At 74.6% G+C, this 17056-nt stretch carries 15 protein-coding genes; all 15 read left to right on the top strand.

Features of this window, described 5'->3' with window-relative positions; genetic code table 11:
• Window positions 1–414 (top strand): hypothetical protein (locus GXB85_RS03275; RefSeq protein ID WP_237727922.1); only part of this gene is annotated, 414 nt, incomplete at its 5' end.
• Between the two features lie 134 nt (window positions 415–548).
• On the top strand, window positions 549–2537 hold the full coding sequence (locus tag GXB85_RS03270) for a penicillin-binding protein 2 (RefSeq protein WP_202627480.1): 1989 nt from the start codon (window positions 549–551) through the stop codon (window positions 2535–2537).
• Window positions 2538–2578: 41 nt separating this feature from the next.
• The gene (locus GXB85_RS03265; protein ID WP_370523975.1) at window positions 2579–4153 is read left to right on the top strand and encodes a UDP-N-acetylmuramoyl-L-alanyl-D-glutamate--2,6-diaminopimelate ligase; all 1575 of its coding nucleotides are present in this window, start codon (window positions 2579–2581) and stop codon (window positions 4151–4153) included.
• Entirely contained in the window at window positions 4150–5556 is a 1407-nt protein-coding gene (gene murF, locus GXB85_RS03260; RefSeq protein ID WP_161916185.1) for a UDP-N-acetylmuramoyl-tripeptide--D-alanyl-D-alanine ligase, read from the top strand. The genes GXB85_RS03265 and murF overlap by 4 nt, the downstream gene beginning before the upstream one ends.
• The gene (gene mraY / locus GXB85_RS03255; protein WP_161916184.1) at window positions 5553–6635 is read left to right on the top strand and encodes a phospho-N-acetylmuramoyl-pentapeptide-transferase; all 1083 of its coding nucleotides are present in this window, start codon (window positions 5553–5555) and stop codon (window positions 6633–6635) included. Before murF ends, mraY begins: the two co-directional genes overlap by 4 nt.
• Window positions 6620–8086 carry a UDP-N-acetylmuramoyl-L-alanine--D-glutamate ligase gene (gene murD / locus GXB85_RS03250; protein ID WP_370523974.1) on the top strand — a complete coding sequence of 489 codons (1467 nt, stop codon included), beginning with the start codon at window positions 6620–6622 and terminating at the stop codon, window positions 8084–8086. Before mraY ends, murD begins: the two co-directional genes overlap by 16 nt.
• Window positions 8087–8088: 2 nt before the next feature.
• Window positions 8089–9351, top strand: a complete 1263-nt coding sequence (gene ftsW / locus GXB85_RS03245) for a putative lipid II flippase FtsW (protein ID WP_161916183.1) — start codon at window positions 8089–8091, stop codon at window positions 9349–9351.
• Window positions 9352–9439: 88 nt separating this feature from the next.
• Entirely contained in the window at window positions 9440–10546 is a 1107-nt protein-coding gene (locus GXB85_RS03240; RefSeq protein ID WP_161916220.1) for a glycosyltransferase, read from the top strand.
• Window positions 10543–11961, top strand: a complete 1419-nt coding sequence (gene murC, locus GXB85_RS03235) for a UDP-N-acetylmuramate--L-alanine ligase (RefSeq protein ID WP_161916182.1) — start codon at window positions 10543–10545, stop codon at window positions 11959–11961. Before GXB85_RS03240 ends, murC begins: the two co-directional genes overlap by 4 nt.
• Window positions 11962–12242: 281 nt before the next feature.
• The gene (locus GXB85_RS03230) at window positions 12243–12986 is read left to right on the top strand and encodes a cell division protein FtsQ/DivIB (RefSeq protein ID WP_370523973.1); all 744 of its coding nucleotides are present in this window, start codon (window positions 12243–12245) and stop codon (window positions 12984–12986) included.
• 186 nt (window positions 12987–13172) lie between these two features.
• Window positions 13173–14480, top strand: a complete 1308-nt coding sequence (ftsZ, locus tag GXB85_RS03225; protein WP_161916180.1) for a cell division protein FtsZ — start codon at window positions 13173–13175, stop codon at window positions 14478–14480.
• Window positions 14481–14487: 7 nt separating this feature from the next.
• Window positions 14488–15222 (top strand): polyphenol oxidase family protein, encoded by a 735-nt coding sequence (locus GXB85_RS03220; protein ID WP_161916179.1) that lies wholly within the window; start codon window positions 14488–14490, stop codon window positions 15220–15222.
• 112 nt (window positions 15223–15334) lie between these two features.
• A complete protein-coding gene (locus tag GXB85_RS03215; protein WP_161916178.1) occupies window positions 15335–15808 on the top strand; it encodes a cell division protein SepF in 474 nt (157 codons plus the stop codon).
• A 3-nt stretch (window positions 15809–15811) separates the two neighbouring features.
• Complete coding sequence (locus GXB85_RS03210) at window positions 15812–16096, top strand: YggT family protein (RefSeq protein ID WP_161916177.1); 285 nt, start codon at window positions 15812–15814, stop codon at window positions 16094–16096.
• Between the two features lie 142 nt (window positions 16097–16238).
• Window positions 16239–16928: a DivIVA domain-containing protein gene (locus tag GXB85_RS03205; protein WP_161916176.1), complete on the top strand. Its 690-nt coding sequence runs from the start codon at window positions 16239–16241 to the stop codon at window positions 16926–16928.
• The last annotated feature ends 128 nt before the right edge of the window (window positions 16929–17056 follow it).

Here is a 17056-nt window from a genome sequence, read left to right as displayed (position 1 = left end):
GGTGTCGATGTGGCGGTAGCCCCCCTCCCGGCCCGGGCCCCCCCCGCCCCCGGCCCGGCCCCTGCGGCGCGCCCACGCCTCGCCGTCGTGCACGCGCCGCGGCCCGCGCGCACGCGCGCACCGTTCGTCCTGATGTGCATGGCGCTGCTCGCCGCGAGCCTGCTCGGCGCCCTCGTCCTGAACACCTCGATGGCCCAGGGCGAGTACGACAGGTACGAGCTCCAGTCGACCCTCGCGCGCTCGGCGCAGCAGCAGCAGGAGCTGACCGAGCAGCTCGACCGCGCGAGCGCCTCACCCGCGCTCGCGCAGCGGGCGACCGAGCTCGGCATGGTGCCCGCGGGCAATGGTGGCTACCTCCGTCTCTCCGACGGGGCGGTGCTCGGCGACCCGCGGGCCGCGGAGGCGGACGGATGAGCCCGCGCGAGCCCGTGGCGCGCGAAGGCGTCGGGACGGGCTCGCCGCGGACCCAGGGACGGACCGGGACCGGCGGCACGGGTCCGTCGGCGCGCCGCACGCGCCCGCGGGGCCAAGCCGGGCAGGCTCGCCCCATGTCCGACACGGCCTCCTCGCGTGCGGGTGTGCGGCGCGCGTCGGACTCCCCGCAGCGCCGCCCGGCCGCCGGGGCCACGGCTGCCGGACCGGGAGCGCGCGCCGCAGGAACCCGGGTCGGCCGTGGAGGGGTCCCGGACCGTCCGGGCGCGACCACCGCGCCCCGTGGCGTCGTCCCGCGTCAGCGCACGCGTGCCGGGCTCGGCCCTGCGCGGCCGGGCCCGCCGCGTCCCGAGGGCCCGGCGTCGCCGCGGGTCCCGCCGCCCCAGCGACGCCAGGCGATCGTCCTCGTGGCGGTGCTCGCGCTTCTCGCGGTGCTCGCCGGCCGCCTCGTGCAGGTCCAGGTCGTCGACGGGCCGAGCCTCGCGGCACGCGCGTTCGAGAAGCGGCTCGAGACCGTCACCATCCCGGCGGAGCGCGGGGACATCGTGGACGCCGACGGCGTGGTGCTCGCGACCTCGGTCGAGCGGTGGAACATCTATGTCGACCAGGTGCAGCTCGCCGAGGCCCAGCTGCCCGCGGCGCGCGTCTCGGAGGCGGCGGAGGTGCTCTCCGGGCTCCTCGGCGTGCCGGCGGCCGAGCTCGGTGCGCGCCTCGTGGGTGGCGACGAGCCGCGGCGCTTCGTCTACCTCGCCAAGGGCGTCGTCCCGGGGGTCCGCGACGAGGTGCTGGCCCAGCGGATCCCGGGGGTCGCGGGCGAGCGGACGTCCGACCGCGTCTACCCCGCGGGCGCCACGGGCGGCAACGTGCTCGGCTTCGTCGGTGCCGAGGGCTTCGGCCAGGCGGGGCTCGAGCTCGTGCACGACGAGCTCCTTGCGGGGGAAGCCGGTTCGGAGACCTTCGAGCGCGGCGCCAAGGGCCAGCGCATCCCCGCGGGAGAGCACGAGGCGGATCCGGCGGTGCCGGGCCACGACCTCGTCCTGACGCTCGACCGCGACCTGCAGTACATGGTGCAGAGCGCCCTCGACGCCCAGGTCCGCGCGACGGGCGCGCAGTGGGGTGTGGTCGAGGTGCGTGACGTGCGCACGGGCGAGGTCCTCGCCCTGGCCGACTCCGACGCGGTCGACCCGAACGAGCCCGGGGCCACGGAGCCCGGTCTGCGCAACAGCCGCGCGGTCCAGGTCGTGTACGAGCCCGGCTCGACCGCGAAGGTGATCTCGATGGCGGCCGTCCTCGAGCAGGGACTCGCGACCCCGACGTCCCAGTACGTGGTCCCCGACCGGTACGAGGTCGCCAACGGCCAGGTGTTCAAGGACTCGCAGGACCACCCCGACCAGCACCTGACGCTCGCGGGCATCCTCGCGCAGTCGTCGAACACCGGCACCGTCATGGTCGGCCAGGAGCTCCCGCGCCAGGTGCGGCACGACTACCTGCGCAAGTTCGGCTTCGGGAGCAGCACGGGCATCGGCCTGCCGGGCGAGTCGGCGGGTCTCCTGCGGGACGCGGAGGACTGGGACGGCCGCTCGGAGTACGCGGTGCTGTTCGGGCAGGCCGTCGGCTCGACGACCCTGCAGAACACCGGTGTGTTCGCGACCATCGCCAACGGCGGCGTGAGCGTCCCGCCGACCCTGGTCAAGGGCACCCGTGGGCCGGACGGCACGATGCACCCGACCGAGCCCGCCGAGACCGAGCAGGTCATCAGCCCCGACGTCGCCGACACGCTCGTGCGGATGCTCGAGGGCGCCGTGGCCGAGGGGACCGGCGGCAACGCCGCGGTCCCGGGCTACCGGGTCGCCGGCAAGACCGGCACGGCGCAGGCGTTCGAGCCGGGTGGCGGCATCAAGATCGTCGCGTCGTTCATCGGCATCGCGCCCGCGGACGACCCGCGGCTCGTGGTGAACGTCGCCCTGTACGACCCCAAGACGTCCGAGTACGGCGGCGTCGTGGCGGCGCCGGTGTTCAGCGAGGTCATGGGCCACTCGCTGCAGCACCTGGGCATCCCGCCGAGCGGCGTCCCGGCCGACCTGTTCCCCACCGAGGTCGGCTGACGGCGCGGCAGGACGCGCGACGGACGGTAGATTCATCGCCTGTGACGTCGCCCCACGGCCGGATGCGCCCGCTCCATCGCACCCCCCGAAGGCTCGGTGACCTCGCGGACCACCTCGAGCTCTCCCTCACCGCGGGGGCCGACGTCGAGGTGACGGGCGCGGCCGTCGGGTCGGCCGACGTCGAGCCCGGCGACCTCTTCGGTGCCCTGCCGGGGCGGCACGCCCACGGTGCGGACTTCGCCGTCGACGCGGTCGCCGCGGGGGCGGTCGCGATCCTGACCGACGAGTCCGGCCTCGAGCGCGTCCGTGCCGCCGGCGTCCTCGTGCCGGTGCTCGTGTGCCCCGACCCTCGACGCACGCTCGGCACGGCGTCGGCGTGGATCTACGGCCACCCGTGTCGCGGCCTCACCGTGGTGGGCATCACCGGGACCAACGGCAAGACGACGACGTGCTACCTGGTCGACGCGGCGCTGCGGGCGGCCCACCCGACGACGGCCGTGGTCGGCACGGTCGAGCTCAAGGTGGGCGAGACCTCGATCGAGAGCCCACGGACCACCGTGGAGTCCCCGGTGCTGCACGGCCTCTTCGCACTCATGGTCGAGCGGGGCGCCACGGCGTGCGCGATGGAGGTGTCCTCGCACGCCCTCGCGCTGCACCGCGTCGAGGGCGTGGAGTTCGACGTCGTCGGCTTCACCAACCTCCAGCGCGACCACCTCGACTTCCACGGCGACATGGAGACCTACTTCAGCGAGAAGGCGCGCCTCTTCGAGCCCGGTCGCGCGCGTCGCGGCGTGGTGTGCGTCGACGACGCCTGGGGCCGCAGGCTCGCGGCCGAGTCCCGGATCGACGTCGACACCGTGGCGACGCTCGGGGCGGGCGACGACGTGGCGGACGCCATGTGGCACGTGCGGGACGCGCGCATCGGGCTCGACGGCGTGGGTTCGACCTTCGTGCTGACCGGTCCCGCGGGGGAGCGCGTCGAGGCCGCGAGCCCGCTGCCCGGACGGGTGAACGTCTCCAACGCGGCCGTCGCGCTGGTGCTCGCGTACCGCGCTGGCGTGCCCCTCGCGGACGCGGCGCGTGCCGTCGCGGCGGCGCCCGGCGTGCCCGGCCGCATGGAGCGCGTCGTCGAGCGCGACGAGCGCCGTCCCCTGTGCCTCGTGGACTACGCGCACACGCCCGACGCGCTCGAGCTCGCGCTCGGTGCGGTGCGACCCATCACCCCGGGGCGGCTCGTGATCGTGTTCGGCTCCGACGGCGACCGGGACCGGGGCAAGCGACCGATGATGGGCGAGATCGCCGCGCGTCTCGCCGACGTGCTCGTCGTGACCGACGAGAACCCGCGCTCCGAGGAGCCCGCCGCGATCCGTTCGGCCATCCTCGAGGGCGTGCGTCGTGTGCGCCCCGACGCGCTCGACGTGCACGAGGTAGAGCCGCGCGCCGCGGCCGTCCGCCGGGCACTCGAGCTCGCGCGCCCCGAGGACACCGTCATCGTCACCGGCAAGGGGCACGAGCCGACCCAGGAGGTCGCCGGCGTGTTCCACCGCTACAACGACCGCGACGTCCTCCTGGACGCCGTGGCCGGCCCCCACGACACCACGGAGAACCCCGCGTGATCCCCCTCACCGCCGCCGAGGTCGCCGCCGTCACCGGTGGTCGCCTCGTGGGCCCAGCGCACGACGACGTCACGGGCGCCGTCGTGACCGACTCACGTCTCGTCGAGCACGGGAGCCTGTTCGTCGCGCTGCCGGGCGAGCACGTGGACGGCCACGACTTCGCGGCCGGGGCGGTCGATGCGGGCGCCGCCCTCGTGCTGGCCTCGCGTGAGGTCGAGGGCCCCCGCGGCGCGCTGCCCACGGCGGTCGTCGACGACGTCCCTGCCGCGCTCGGCGAGCTCGCGCGCGAGGTGCTCGCACGGCTGCGCGCCGACGGCGGGCCGACGGTGGTCGCGGTCACCGGGTCGGTCGGCAAGACCAGCACCAAGGACCTGCTCGCACAGCTGCTCGCCGCGGACGGGCCCACGGTCTGGCCCGAGAGGTCGTTCAACAACGAGATCGGCCTGCCGCTGACGGTGCTCCGCGCCGAAGCGACGACGCGCCACCTCGTCCTGGAGATGGGCGCGAGCGGCCTCGGCCACATCGAGCACCTCACGCGTATCGCGCCTCCCGACGTCGCCATCGTCCTCGTCGTCGGCCGCGCGCACGTGGGTGAGTTCGGGGGGATCGAGGCGGTCGCCCGCGCCAAGGCCGAGATCGTGCGTGGCCTGCGGGCCGGGGGGACGGCCGTGCTCAACGCCGACGACTCGCGCGTGCGCGCCATGGCCGTCGACGCACCGGGCCCCGTGGTGCTCTTCGGCGAGGGGCCCGAGGCGCAGGTCCGCGCCGAGCAGGTGCGGCTCGACGACGAGGGCCGTGCCTCCTTCGACCTGCGCACGGCCGGCGGCGGCGCGCGGGTGGGGCTGCAGCTCGTGGGCGAGCACCACGTCCACAACGCCCTCGCGGCCGCGGCGGCGTGCCTCGCGCTCGGCCTCGACCCGACCGTCGTCGCCGAGCGCCTCGGGCAGGCCACCCCGCTGAGCCCGCACCGCATGGCCGTCGTCGAGCGGCCCGACGGCGTGACGGTGATCGACGACTCCTACAACGCCAACCCGGACTCGGTGCGCGCGGCTCTCAAGGCCCTCGCCGTGCGCGCCCGGGGGCGCCGCAGCATCGCGGTGCTGGGCGAGATGGGCGAGCTGGGACCCGAGTCGCTGCAGGCGCACGACGAGATGGGCCGCCTCGCGGTCCGTCTCGACGTGAGCCGCCTCGTCGTCGTGGGCGAGGGCGCGCGCGCGATGCACCTCGGCGCGCTCCAGGAGGGGTCGTGGGGTGAGGAGTCCCGCCTGGTGCCCGACGTCGACGCCGCGGCGGCCTGGCTCGAGGACGAGCTCCGGCCCGGGGACGTCGTCCTGGTCAAGGCGTCCAACTCGGTGGGCCTCTGGCGTCTCGCCGACCAACTCACGGGAGGTGCCGCGCGATGAGGGCCGTCCTGATCTCGGGCGGCCTCGCGCTGCTGATCTCGCTGCTGGCCACGCCCCTGTTCATCCGCCTGCTGGTGCGCAAGCAGTACGGCCAGTTCATCCGGCAGGACGGTCCCACCGCGCACTTCACGAAGCGTGGCACCCCCACGATGGGTGGCGTCGTCATCATCGGGGCGACCCTGCTCGGCTGGGCGGGTGCCAGCGTGCTGACCGGCAACGTGCCGAGCGCCTCGGCCGTCCTCCTGCTCTTCCTCATGACCGGGCTGGGCCTGGTCGGGTTCCTCGACGACTACATCAAGATCTCGCGGCAGCGCAGCCTCGGACTGCGGGCCCGGTGGAAGATCATCGGCCAGGGACTCGTGGGCGTGACCTTCGCGGTCGCGGCGCTGCAGTTCCCGAGCGAGAACTTCCGCACGCCCGCGTCGACGAAGATCTCGTTCATCCGGGACACCAACCTCGACCTCGCGTTCGCGGGCGTCACGGTAGGCCTCATCCTCTTCGTGATCTGGGCGAACTTCCTCATCACGGCATGGTCCAACGCGGTCAACCTGACCGACGGCCTCGACGGCCTCGCGACGGGCGTCTCGCTCATCGTGTTCGGGGCCTACGTCATCGTCGGGGTCTGGCAGTTCAACCAGCGCTGCACCTCGATCACGGGCGCCGGCCCCCGGTGCTACGAGGTGCGTGACCCGCTCGAGCTCGCCGTGGTGGCGGCCGCGATCACCGGCGCCTGCTTCGGCTTCCTGTGGTGGAACGCCTCTCCCGCGAAGATCTTCATGGGCGACACGGGGTCGCTCGCGCTCGGTGGCGCCCTCGCCGGCCTGTCGATCCTCTCGCGCACCGAGGTCCTCGCCGCGATCATCGGCGGCCTGTTCGTGCTCGTGGTGCTGAGTGACGTGATCCAGATCGGCTTCTTCAAGCTGACCGGGCGCCGCGTGTTCAAGATGGCGCCGCTGCACCACCACTTCGAGCTCTCGGGCTGGGGTGAGGTCACCATCGTGATCCGCTTCTGGATCATCGCCGGTCTGTTCGTCGCCGTCGGCGTCGGGATCTTCTACGCCGAGTGGGTGGCCGGCTAGTGGTGGACCTCGCCCGGGCGCGCGTGCTCGTCGCGGGGCTGGGCGTGTCGGGTCGGGCCGCCCTCGCCGCGCTCCGCACGCTGGACCCCCCGCCCGACGTCGTGACGTACGACGAGCGGGCGGGCGACGCCGACCACGACGACGTGCCCGACCTCGCGGGGTTCGACCTCGTCGTCGCCTCTCCCGGTCTCGCGCCCGGTGGGGTGCTGCTGCGCGCGGCGCGGGAGGCGGGGGTCGAGGTCTGGAGCGAGGTCGAGCTCGCGTGGCGCCTACGCGTCGACCGCGCTGCGGGCGACGGGCCCGCGCCCTGGCTCGTGCTCACGGGGACCAACGGGAAGACCACCACGGTGGGCATGCTGGCGGCGATCCTGGCCGCGGCGGGCCTGCGCACCGAGGCGGTGGGCAACGTCGGCACGCCCGTCGTCGCGGCGGCCACCGACCCTGCTCTCGACGTGCTCGCCGTCGAGCTGTCGAGCTTCCAGCTGCACGCGACGTCGTCGATGGCGCCGCGCGCGGCCGCGGTGCTCAACCTCGCACCCGACCACCTCGACTGGCACGGCTCGATGGAGGCCTACGGCGCGGCCAAGGCGCGCATCTACGCAGGGGTCGAGCGCGCCTGCGTGTACCCGGTGGGCGACGAGGTCGTCGAGCGGATGGTGCGCGAGGCCGAGGTCCAGGAGGGTGCGCGCGCCGTCGGGGTGGGCACGGGCACGCCACGCGCCGGGGAGATCGGGATCGTGGAGGGCCTGGTCGTCGACCGCGCCTTCCACGCCTCCGACGACGACCCGGCGCGTCAGGGGGCGGCCGAGGAGCTCGCGACGCTCGACGACCTCGCGCACCTCGCCGGTCCCGACGGGCGGCTCGCGCGGCACGTGGTCCTCGACGCGCTCGCGGCGGCCGCCCTGGCGCGTGCGCAGGGTGTGCCCGCACGCGCGGTCGGGGCGGGTCTGCGGGCGTACCGTCCGGGAGCGCACCGCAGCGAGCTGGTCGCCGTGGTCGACGGCGTGAGCTGGGTCGACGACTCCAAGGCGACCAACGCGCACGCGGCCGCCGCGGCTCTCGCGGGCCTGGCCCCGGGCTCGGTCGTGTGGGTCGCGGGCGGTCTCGCGAAGGGTGCGCGCTTCGACGAGCTGGTCGCGAGCCGGGCCGATCGGCTGCGCGCGGTGGTCCTCATCGGCGTCGACACCGAGCCCTGGGACGACGCGCTGCGCCGACACGCGCCCGCAATCCCGGTGGTGCGGGTCGATCCCACGGACACTGGGACCGTGATGGCCCGGGCAGTCGACTCCGCGCGCCGCCTCGCGCCTGCGGGCGCGACGGTGCTGCTCGCTCCCGCGTGCGCGTCGATGGACCAGTTCCGCTCGTACGCCCACCGTGGTGAGGAGTTCGTGGCCGCGGTGCGTGCCCTCGACCCCTCCGGGGACCGCGGGGCCGACGGCTCGGGGCGCTGACCGTGGCCGCGGGCACCCCCGTCGACGTCCCCACCGCCGAGCGCCGTCCCTCCGCGCTCGGCAACTGGGACAGCGCCGTCACGAGCTACTACCTCATCGTCGGCGCGACCGCGCTCCTGGTCGCGATCGGCCTCGTCATGGTCCTGTCGAGCTCGAGCGTCGACGCGCTCTCGCGGGACGAGTCGCCCTACGCGGTGTTCGTGAACCAGGCGCGGTTCGCGCTCATCGGCATCCCGCTCGCCTGGACCGCGAGCCGCGTGCCCCCCGCCACCTACAAGCGGCTGGCCTGGCCCCTCCTCGGGGCCGCCGTCCTGCTCCAGCTGCTCGTCTTCGTGCCCGGCCTCGGGAAGACGGTCAACGGCAACAGGAACTGGCTCGTGCTCGGTGGACAGTCCATCCAGCCGTCCGAGATGGTCAAGCTCGCGCTCGCGGTGTGGCTCGGGGCCGTCCTCGCGCGCAAGCGGCACCTGCTGCACCGATGGCTGCACGTGCTCATCCCCGGCGTCGTCGTCGCAGGTGCCGCCGTCGGTGCCGTGCTGATCGGGCACGACCTGGGCACCGCGATGATCATGCTGATGCTGGTGGCTGGGGCCCTGTTCGTCGCGGGCGTCCCGCTGCGGATGTTCGCGGTGGCAGGAGTCGCGGCGACGTTGCTGGTGGTGCAGCTCGCGCAGCAGAAGAGCAGCCGGCTCGACCGGATCGAGGCGTTCTTCAGCGACGACTGCGACGTGCTCGGGGCGTGCTACCAGACCGCGCGCGGCATGTTCGCGCTCGGCTCGGGTGGTCTGACGGGCATCGGGCTGGGGGAGAGCCGCGAGAAGTGGTCCTACCTCCCCGAGGCCCACAACGACTTCATCTTCGCGATCCTCGGCGAGGAGCTCGGTCTGCTCGGCACGGTGCTCGTGCTCCTGCTCTTCGGCGTGCTCGCGGTCGCGATGACCCGTGTCGTCCGGCGGCACACGGACCCTTTCGTGCAGATCGCGACGGCCGGGATCGGTGCCTGGATCCTCGGCCAGGCCTTCACCAACATCGCCGTCGTCATCGGGCTGCTCCCCGTGATCGGCGTCCCTCTCCCGCTCGTCTCGGCCGGCGGCTCGGCGCTCATCACGACGATGACGGCCCTCGGGGTCGTCCTTTCCTTCGCGCGCAGCGAACCCGGCGCCGCGGAAGCCCTCGCCGCGCGGCCGGGCGTCGTGCGGCGCTCGCTCGCAGTGGTCGGCGTCCCCGCGCGCCCCGCCCACAGAACCCGGAGACCCCGTGACTGACTCACCCGACGTCCCGAGCACCGACGAGCCGCGCGCCGAGGAGGGCCAGGGTCCCCGGTCCGCTCGTCCCACCGGGCGCGTCTCGGTGCTGCTCGCGGGCGGTGGCTCGGCCGGCCACGTGAACCCGCTGCTCGCCGTCGCGGACGAGCTCGTGGCCCGCGACCCGGATCTCGTCGTCACGGTGCTGGGCACCGAGCAGGGTCTCGAGTCGGAGCTGGTGCCCGGACGGGGCTACCCGCTCGTCCACGTCCCGCGCGTGCCCTTGCCCCGTCGGCCCACCCTCGACTGGTTCGCGCTGCCGGCGCGGTTGCGCGCGGCCGTCGATGCGGCCGGTGCCGCGATCGACGAGGCCGGTGCGCAGGTGGTCGTGGGTTTCGGTGGCTACGTCGCGACCCCGGCCTACCTCGCGGCGCGTCATCGCGGGATCCCGGTCGTCGTGCACGAGCAGAACGCACGGCCGGGTCTGGCGAACCGGCTGGGTGCGCGCTGGGCCGCGGCCGTCGCGGTGACGTTCCCGGGCACGCGACTGCCCGGCGCCGTGGTGACGGGCCTCCCGCTGCGACCCGAGCTCGCGGACCTCGTGGCCGAGCGGGCGACGGACGCACGGGCAGCACGGACCCGCGCCGCGGCCGAGCTCGGCCTCGACCCCGACCTGCCGACGCTCGTCGTGACCGGAGGCTCGCTCGGCGCCGTGAGCCTCAACCTCGCCGCCGCCGGCGCCAGTGGCGCGTTGCTGGCCGCGGGCGCCCAGGTGCTCCACCTGACGGGCGCGGGCAAGGCTGACGCCGTCCGCGACCTCGTGCGCGACGGCGTGCAGGGTGCCGGCCTCCCTGGCCGTTACCAGGTCCGCGAGTACCTCGGTCGCATGCAGCTCGCGCTCGCGGTCGCGGATCTCGTGCTGTGCCGCTCGGGCGCGGGGACGGTGAGCGAGCTGGCCGCGCTCGGTCTGCCCGCGGTCTACGTGCCGCTGCCGGTCGGCAACGGGGAGCAGCGCCTCAACGCGCGTCCGGTCGTCGATGCGGGAGGCGGGGTCCTGGTCCCGGACGTCGAGCTGGACGCGGCCTGGGTCCGTGAGCGTCTGGTGCCGATGCTCACCGACGCGAGCGCGCTCGCGGCGATGGGTGCGGCGGCCGCGGGCGTGGGTCGCACCGACAGCGCCGCACGCGTGGCGGACCTGGTCGAGGGCGTGCTGTGAGCGCACCCGTACCGACGGCACCGCAGCTCGGGCGCGTCCACCTCGTCGGGGTGGGAGGGGCCGGCATGTCGGCCGTCGCCCTGCTGCTCGCGCAGCGCGGACTCGCGGTCTCCGGGTCGGACGCACGTGAGTCCGGCGTCCTGACGGCTCTCCGCGACGCGGGCGTCGCGGTGCACGTGGGGCACGACGCCGCGCTCGTCGACGGCGCCGACACGGTCGTGGTCTCGACGGCGGTGCGTGCGACCAACCCCGAGCTGGTGCGCGCGCGCGAGCTCGGCCTGCGCGTGCTGCACCGGTCCCAGGCGCTCGCCGCCCTCATGGTCGGACGACGCGCCGTCGCGGTCGCGGGCGCCCATGGCAAGACGACGACGTCCGCCATGGTCGCGGTCGCGCTCGCGCACGCGGGGCTCGACCCGTCCTGGGCGATCGGGGGTACGGTCCGGACCGCCGCGGGTGCGCAGACGGGCCCGGGGGCGCACACGGGCGCGGGCGACGTCCTCGTCGCCGAGGCCGACGAGTCCGACGGTTCGTTCCTCGCGTACCGCCCGTTCATCGCCGTCGTCACGAACGTGGAGCCCGACCACCTCGACCACTACGGCACGAGTGAGGCGTTCGACGCGGCGTTCGCGGACTTCGCGATGCGGGTCGAGCCGCGTGGCTGCCTCGTCGCGTGCGCGGACGACCCGGGCGCCCGCGTGCTCGCGGAGGCGGTGCGTGACCGTGGTCGTCGGGTGCGCACGTACGGGACCGCCGACGACGCGGACGTGCGCGTCGCCGGGTGGCGGCCCACCGACGACGGCGGGGCGTTCACCGTGACCGCGGACGGCGCCCCCGGGGTCGAGGTGCGCGTCGCCGCCCCCGGCGTGCACAACGCCCTCAACGCCGCGGCGGCCTGGACCTCTGCGCGGCTCCTGGGCGTCGACGCCGCGACCGCCGCTGCGGGCATCGGCGCGTTCCGGGGGACCGGGCGGCGCTTCGAGCACCGGGGCGCGGCCCACGGTGTGCGCGTCGTGGACGACTACGCGCACCACCCCACCGAGGTCGCCGCGCTCCTGCGGGCCGCGCGTCCCGTCGCGGGCGACGGTCGTCTGCTGGTCCTGTTCCAGCCCCACCTGTTCTCCCGCACGGTGACGTTCGCGGACGAGTTCGCGAACGCCCTCGCGCTCGCGGACGAGGTGGTCGTGACGGACGTCTACGCGGCGCGTGAGGACCCGGACCCGTCGGTCACGGGGGCGCTCGTGACCGACCGCATGGCGGCGCTGGGGGCGCGCGCGAGCTTCGTGCCGGACCGTCACGCGGCGGCCCGCGCGATCGGTGCGGCGGCGCGCCCGGGTGACCTCGTCCTCACCGTGGGCGCCGGTGATGTCACCGAGCTCGCCCCCGAGGTGCTCGCCGCCGCGGGGGAAGGGCCGTGAGGCCGCCCGTCCGCCCGCGCAGGACGGCGCCCCTGTCGGCCCCGCCCCGTCCGGCCGTGCGTCACCCTGCCGCGCACAGCCCCTCCGCGCAGAGCCCTGCCGCGCAGACCCCCGCCGCGCAGGGCCCGGCCGCGCAGGCCCCCGCAGGGCAGGGTCCGGCCACACGGAGCCCGGCGGCACGGAGCCGGTCCGCGGACGGCGCGCCGTCGACGGGGGGCGGGGAGGGCGACGGGCGTCCCAGCCGCCCCTTGGCGGCCTGGGCACCCGCCCGGCCCCCGGTGGTGTCGACCGGGTCGGCCGCGAGGTTCGCCGAGCGCGTCGCGCTGCGCAGGCGCCTGGCTCGCCGCAAGGTGGGCTGGGCCGCCGCGGTCGTCGCGGTGCTCGCGGCTGCGGGGTGGCTGCTGCTGCTCTCGCCCGTCCTCGCGCTCGACGCCGCCCGCATCGAGGTGAGCGGTGAAGGGACCGTGGTGGACGCCGCCGTCGTCCGCGAGGTCGTCGCGCGGCACGACGGCACGCCCCTGCCGCGCTTGGACACGGTCGCGCTGCGGCGCGAGGTCCTCGACGTCCCCGGGGTGCGCGCTGCCGAGGTCGCGCGGCTGTGGCCGCACGGGGTGAGTGTCACCGTCGTCTCGCGCGAGCCGGTCGCGGCGGTACCGCACGCAGACGGGGGAGTCGCGTTGCTCGACGCCGACGGCGTGCAGGTCGGTCGGTCGGACGCAGCACCCGAGGGCCTGCCGCTGGTGGAGGTGCCGCTCGACGAGCCGGGGGCGCGCACGCTCACCGCGGTCCTCACGGTGCTGCGCCAGCTCCCGGAGGCTCTGGCGGCCGAGGTCGTCGCGGTCTCTGCGCGGACGCAGGACACGGTGCGTCTGACGCTCGACGACGGCGCGGTCGTCGAGTGGGGGAGCGCGGACCAGGGCGCCCTCAAGGCGCGCGTGCTCGAGACGCTGCGCGCCGCCGAGGCGAGCGCGGGGGTCAGCGTCTACGACGTGTCCGCGCCTACGTTGCCGATCACGCGTTCCTGAGGACCCGTGGTGCGGCACGTGGCCCAGCTCGACCGCCGGGCCGCGGGGAATCGGCGGCGACACGCGCCCAGGTGTTTGATGCGCGAGGCCCGGCGACCTAGCGTCGCTCCCGACAGCATCTGACATAACTCTAACCTTCAGGTAGAACCTGAAGGTTGAGCGAGCAGCAGGACGAGAGGCACCGACGTGGCAGCTCCGCAGAACTACCTGGCGGTCATCAAGGTGGTCGGCATCGGCGGCGGCGGCGTCAACGCCGTCAACCGGATGATCGAGGTCGGCCTCAAGGGTGTCGAGTTCATCGCGATCAACACGGACGCGCAGGCCCTGCTCATGTCCGACGCGGACGTCAAGCTCGACGTCGGTCGCGAGCTCACGCGCGGCCTGGGTGCGGGGGCGGACCCGGAGGTCGGGAAGAAGGCGGCCGAGGACCACGCCGAGGAGATCGAGGACGTGCTCCGCGGGGCGGACATGGTCTTCGTCACCGCAGGCGAGGGTGGTGGCACGGGCACCGGTGGCGCGCCCGTGGTGGCCCGGATCGCCCGCGCGCTCGGGGCGCTGACCATCGGTGTCGTGACGCGTCCGTTCACCTTCGAGGGGCGTCGCCGCTCGGTGCAGGCAGAGTCCGGCATCGACGCGCTGCGCGACGAGGTGGACACCCTGATCGTCATCCCCAACGACAGGCTGCTGTCGATCTCCGACCGCAACGTGTCGGTGCTCGACGCCTTCCACTCGGCGGACCAGGTGCTCCTCTCGGGTGTCCAGGGGATCACCGACCTGATCACGACGCCGGGTCTGATCAACCTCGACTTCGCTGACGTCAAGAGCGTCATGCAGGGTGCCGGCAGCGCCCTGATGGGCATCGGCTCGGCGCGTGGCGACGACCGTGCCGTCCAGGCGGCCGAGCTCGCGATCTCCTCGCCGTTGCTCGAGGCCAGCATCGACGGGGCGCACGGCGTGCTGCTCTCGATCCAGGGCGGCTCCGACCTCGGTCTCTTCGAGATCAACGAGGCCGCGCGCCTCGTCCAGGAGGCCGCGCACCCAGAGGCCAACATCATCTTCGGTGCCGTCATCGACGACGCCCTGGGCGACGAGGTCCGCGTGACCGTCATCGCCGCCGGCTTCGACAGCGGATCGCCCACGGCACGACCGAGCGCACGCGCCCTCGGCCAGGTGAGCGGTGGCGCACGCGCCCCGGCTGTCCAGGCGCCCGAGCAGCACCCCGCCCGACCGGCCGTGAGCGACCTCCCGCCCGCGGCGGTGCTCCCGGAGCCGACCCCGGCGTGGGGCGGCCCCGAGCACCGCGACCCCGAGCGGCTCGCGACGCCGGCCGAGGCAGGTGAGCGTACGGAGGAGCCCGTACCGTCGTTCCTCGCCGACGAGCGCGACCCGTCGCCGCGGACCGGCGGGGTCGACGTCCCGCCGGTGCTCGAGGAGCGTCCCGCGCGTCGCCCGAACGACGACCTGGACCTGCCGGACTTCCTGAAGAACCCCTGAGGCGCCCGTGCCGTCCACGGCTCTCCCGCTCGACGAGGTCGACCTCGGGCCCGGCGTGCGCGCGGGCTTCACACGGGCGGACGGCGGCTTCGACCTCTCGACGACGCTCGGGGCCGATCTCGCCGACGTCGCGGCGCGACGGTCGGCGCTCGCGCAGTGGCTCGGAGCTCCCGTCGCGTTCGCGTGGCAGGTCCACGGCGACCAGGTGCTGGAGTGCGGCGGCCGGCTGCCGCCGCCCGCGCCTGAGGTGGTCGGCGTGGCTGACGCGCTCGTGACCGTGGAGGAGGGCGTCGCGCTCGGCGTGCTCGTCGCGGACTGCGTCCCCGTGCTCCTCGCCGACCCGAGGGCCCGCATCGTCGCGACCGTGCACGCAGGCCGGCGCGGGCTCGTCGCCGGCGTCGTCCAGCGCGCGCTCGACGCGATGTGCGCCCGTGGTGCCGTCCCCGGGGACGTCCGCGCGGTCGTCGGGCCCGCCGCGTGCGGGCGGTGCTACGAGGTGCCTCCCGAGATGCGGCAGGAGGTGGCCGACGTCGTCCCCGGGACCTGGGCGACCACCCGCACCGGGACGGCCGCCCTCGACCTGCCGGGAGGGGTCGCCCGCGTGCTCGTGTCGGCCGGGGTCGCGGCGGTGACGCGCACCACCGCGTGCACCATCGAGGACGCGTCGTGGTTCTCGCACCGCGCGGCCGCCGGGGGGCACCCCGCGGGTCGCTTCGCGGGGGTCGTCCGACTGCTCCCGTGACGCGGGCGTGTCGCGCAGGTCTGCGCAGGCGGCTGGGTTAGCGTGAGCAACGACCGGATCGCCCCACCTGGGAGCGGTCCACCGGGACCGCTGGGGGATGGGAGGCCGCGCGATGGCCGGAGCGCTGCGCAAGACGATGCTGTACCTGGGCCTGGCCGAGGACGAGCGCGGGCACGTCGACGAGTACGTGGACGAGTACGTGGAGGAGTACGACGTGCCGCACGAGCCGGAGCACCATGCCGAGGTGACGCCGCTGCACCGCGGCGCGTCGCACGAGGCTCCCGTGGCACGCCCGTCGGGGGACCTGCGTCGGATCACCACGATCCACCCGCGCTCCTACAACGACGCGCGCGTCATCGGTGAGGCCTTCCGGTCGGGTACTCCCGTGATCATGAACCTCTCCGAGATGACGGACGCGGACGCCAAGCGGCTGGTGGACTTCTCGGCGGGCCTCATCTTCGGCCTGCACGGGGCGATCGAGCGGGTCACCACCAAGGTGTTCCTCCTCTCCCCGGAGCACGTCGAGATCACGGGCGAGGAGCAGGTCGCCGGGGGCGACCCGCGCGGCTTCTTCAACCAGAGCTGACCGGTGGGCCTCGTCACCGACCTGCTGGCGTTCGTCGTCCTGCTCTTCGTGGTGCTGATGCTCGTACGGCTCGTGCTCGAGTGGATCCAGGTGTTCGCCAGGGACTGGCGCCCGCGCGGCGTCGTGCTGGTGGTGGCCGAGGCCGCCTACACGGTGACGGACCCGCCGCTGCGCGCGGTCCGCAAGGTCGTGCCGCCGCTCAACCTGGGCGGCCTGCGGCTCGACCTCGCCTTCGTCATCGTGATGTTCGTGGCCTGGATCCTCCTCTCGGTGCTCTCCGCCCTCTGACCTCCGCTCGCGCGACCCTGCCGACACGCCGGGCGCTCGTGGGCCCCAGCCCGTGCACCATCGACGATGTCCGCTACCGTGAGGCGTGGCGGTCGGCGGACTGCCCGGGCCCGACCAGCACGACTCAAACCGAGGTGACAGCATGGCTCTGCTCACGGCAGACGACGTCCTGAACAAGAAGTTCCAGGCGACCAAGTTCCGCGAGGGCTACGACCAGGACGAGGTCGACGACTTCCTCGACGAGGTCGTCAACACGCTGCGCGCGGTCACCGCCGAGAACGAGGACCTGACCAGCAAGCTCGCTGCCGCTGAGCGCCGCATCGCCGAGCTCAGCCGCGGTGGGGGTGCCGCCCAGGCCGCCCCGGCCCCCGCGCCCCAGCCCGAGCCGGCACCGGCGCCCGTCCCGACCCCCGCGCCGGCGCCGGAGCCCGCGCCTTCGGTCTCGGACCGCGTCTCCGCGGCCGCGGCCCCGTCGCAGCGCGTGAGCGAGCCCGAGTCCGCCACCGGCATGCTCCAGCTGGCCCAGAAGCTGCACGACGACTACGTGCGCTCGGGCCAGGAGGAGGGCGACCGGATCATCTCCGAGGCCAAGAGCCAGGCGACGCGCATCGTGCGTGAGGCCGAGGAGACCTCGAACCGGACCCTCGCCCAGCTGGAGCAGGAGCGGAGCCTCCTCGAGCGCAAGATCGACGAGCTGCGTGTCTTCGAGCGCGACTACCGCACGCGCCTCAAGAGCTACCTCGAGAACCTGCTCGGCGACCTCGACGCGCGTGGCAGCTCCGTCGCTCCCCGCCAGGGCGGCGAGCAGGGGCAGTCCCCGTTCAACGGCTGAGCCGAACCTCGCGGAGGCCGCCCGGGCCCGCTGCGACCACCGCACGACGCACCACACCCTCGCGGTGTGGTGCGTTGTGCGTCGTGCGTGGGAGGTCTACTCTCGCGTGACCTTCTGCACACAGGGAG

The sequence above is a fragment of the Cellulomonas sp. APG4 genome (assembly GCF_009996735.1).
GTDB lineage: Bacteria > Actinomycetota > Actinomycetes > Actinomycetales > Cellulomonadaceae > Actinotalea.
This window is presented reverse-complemented; position numbering and strand designations above follow the sequence as displayed.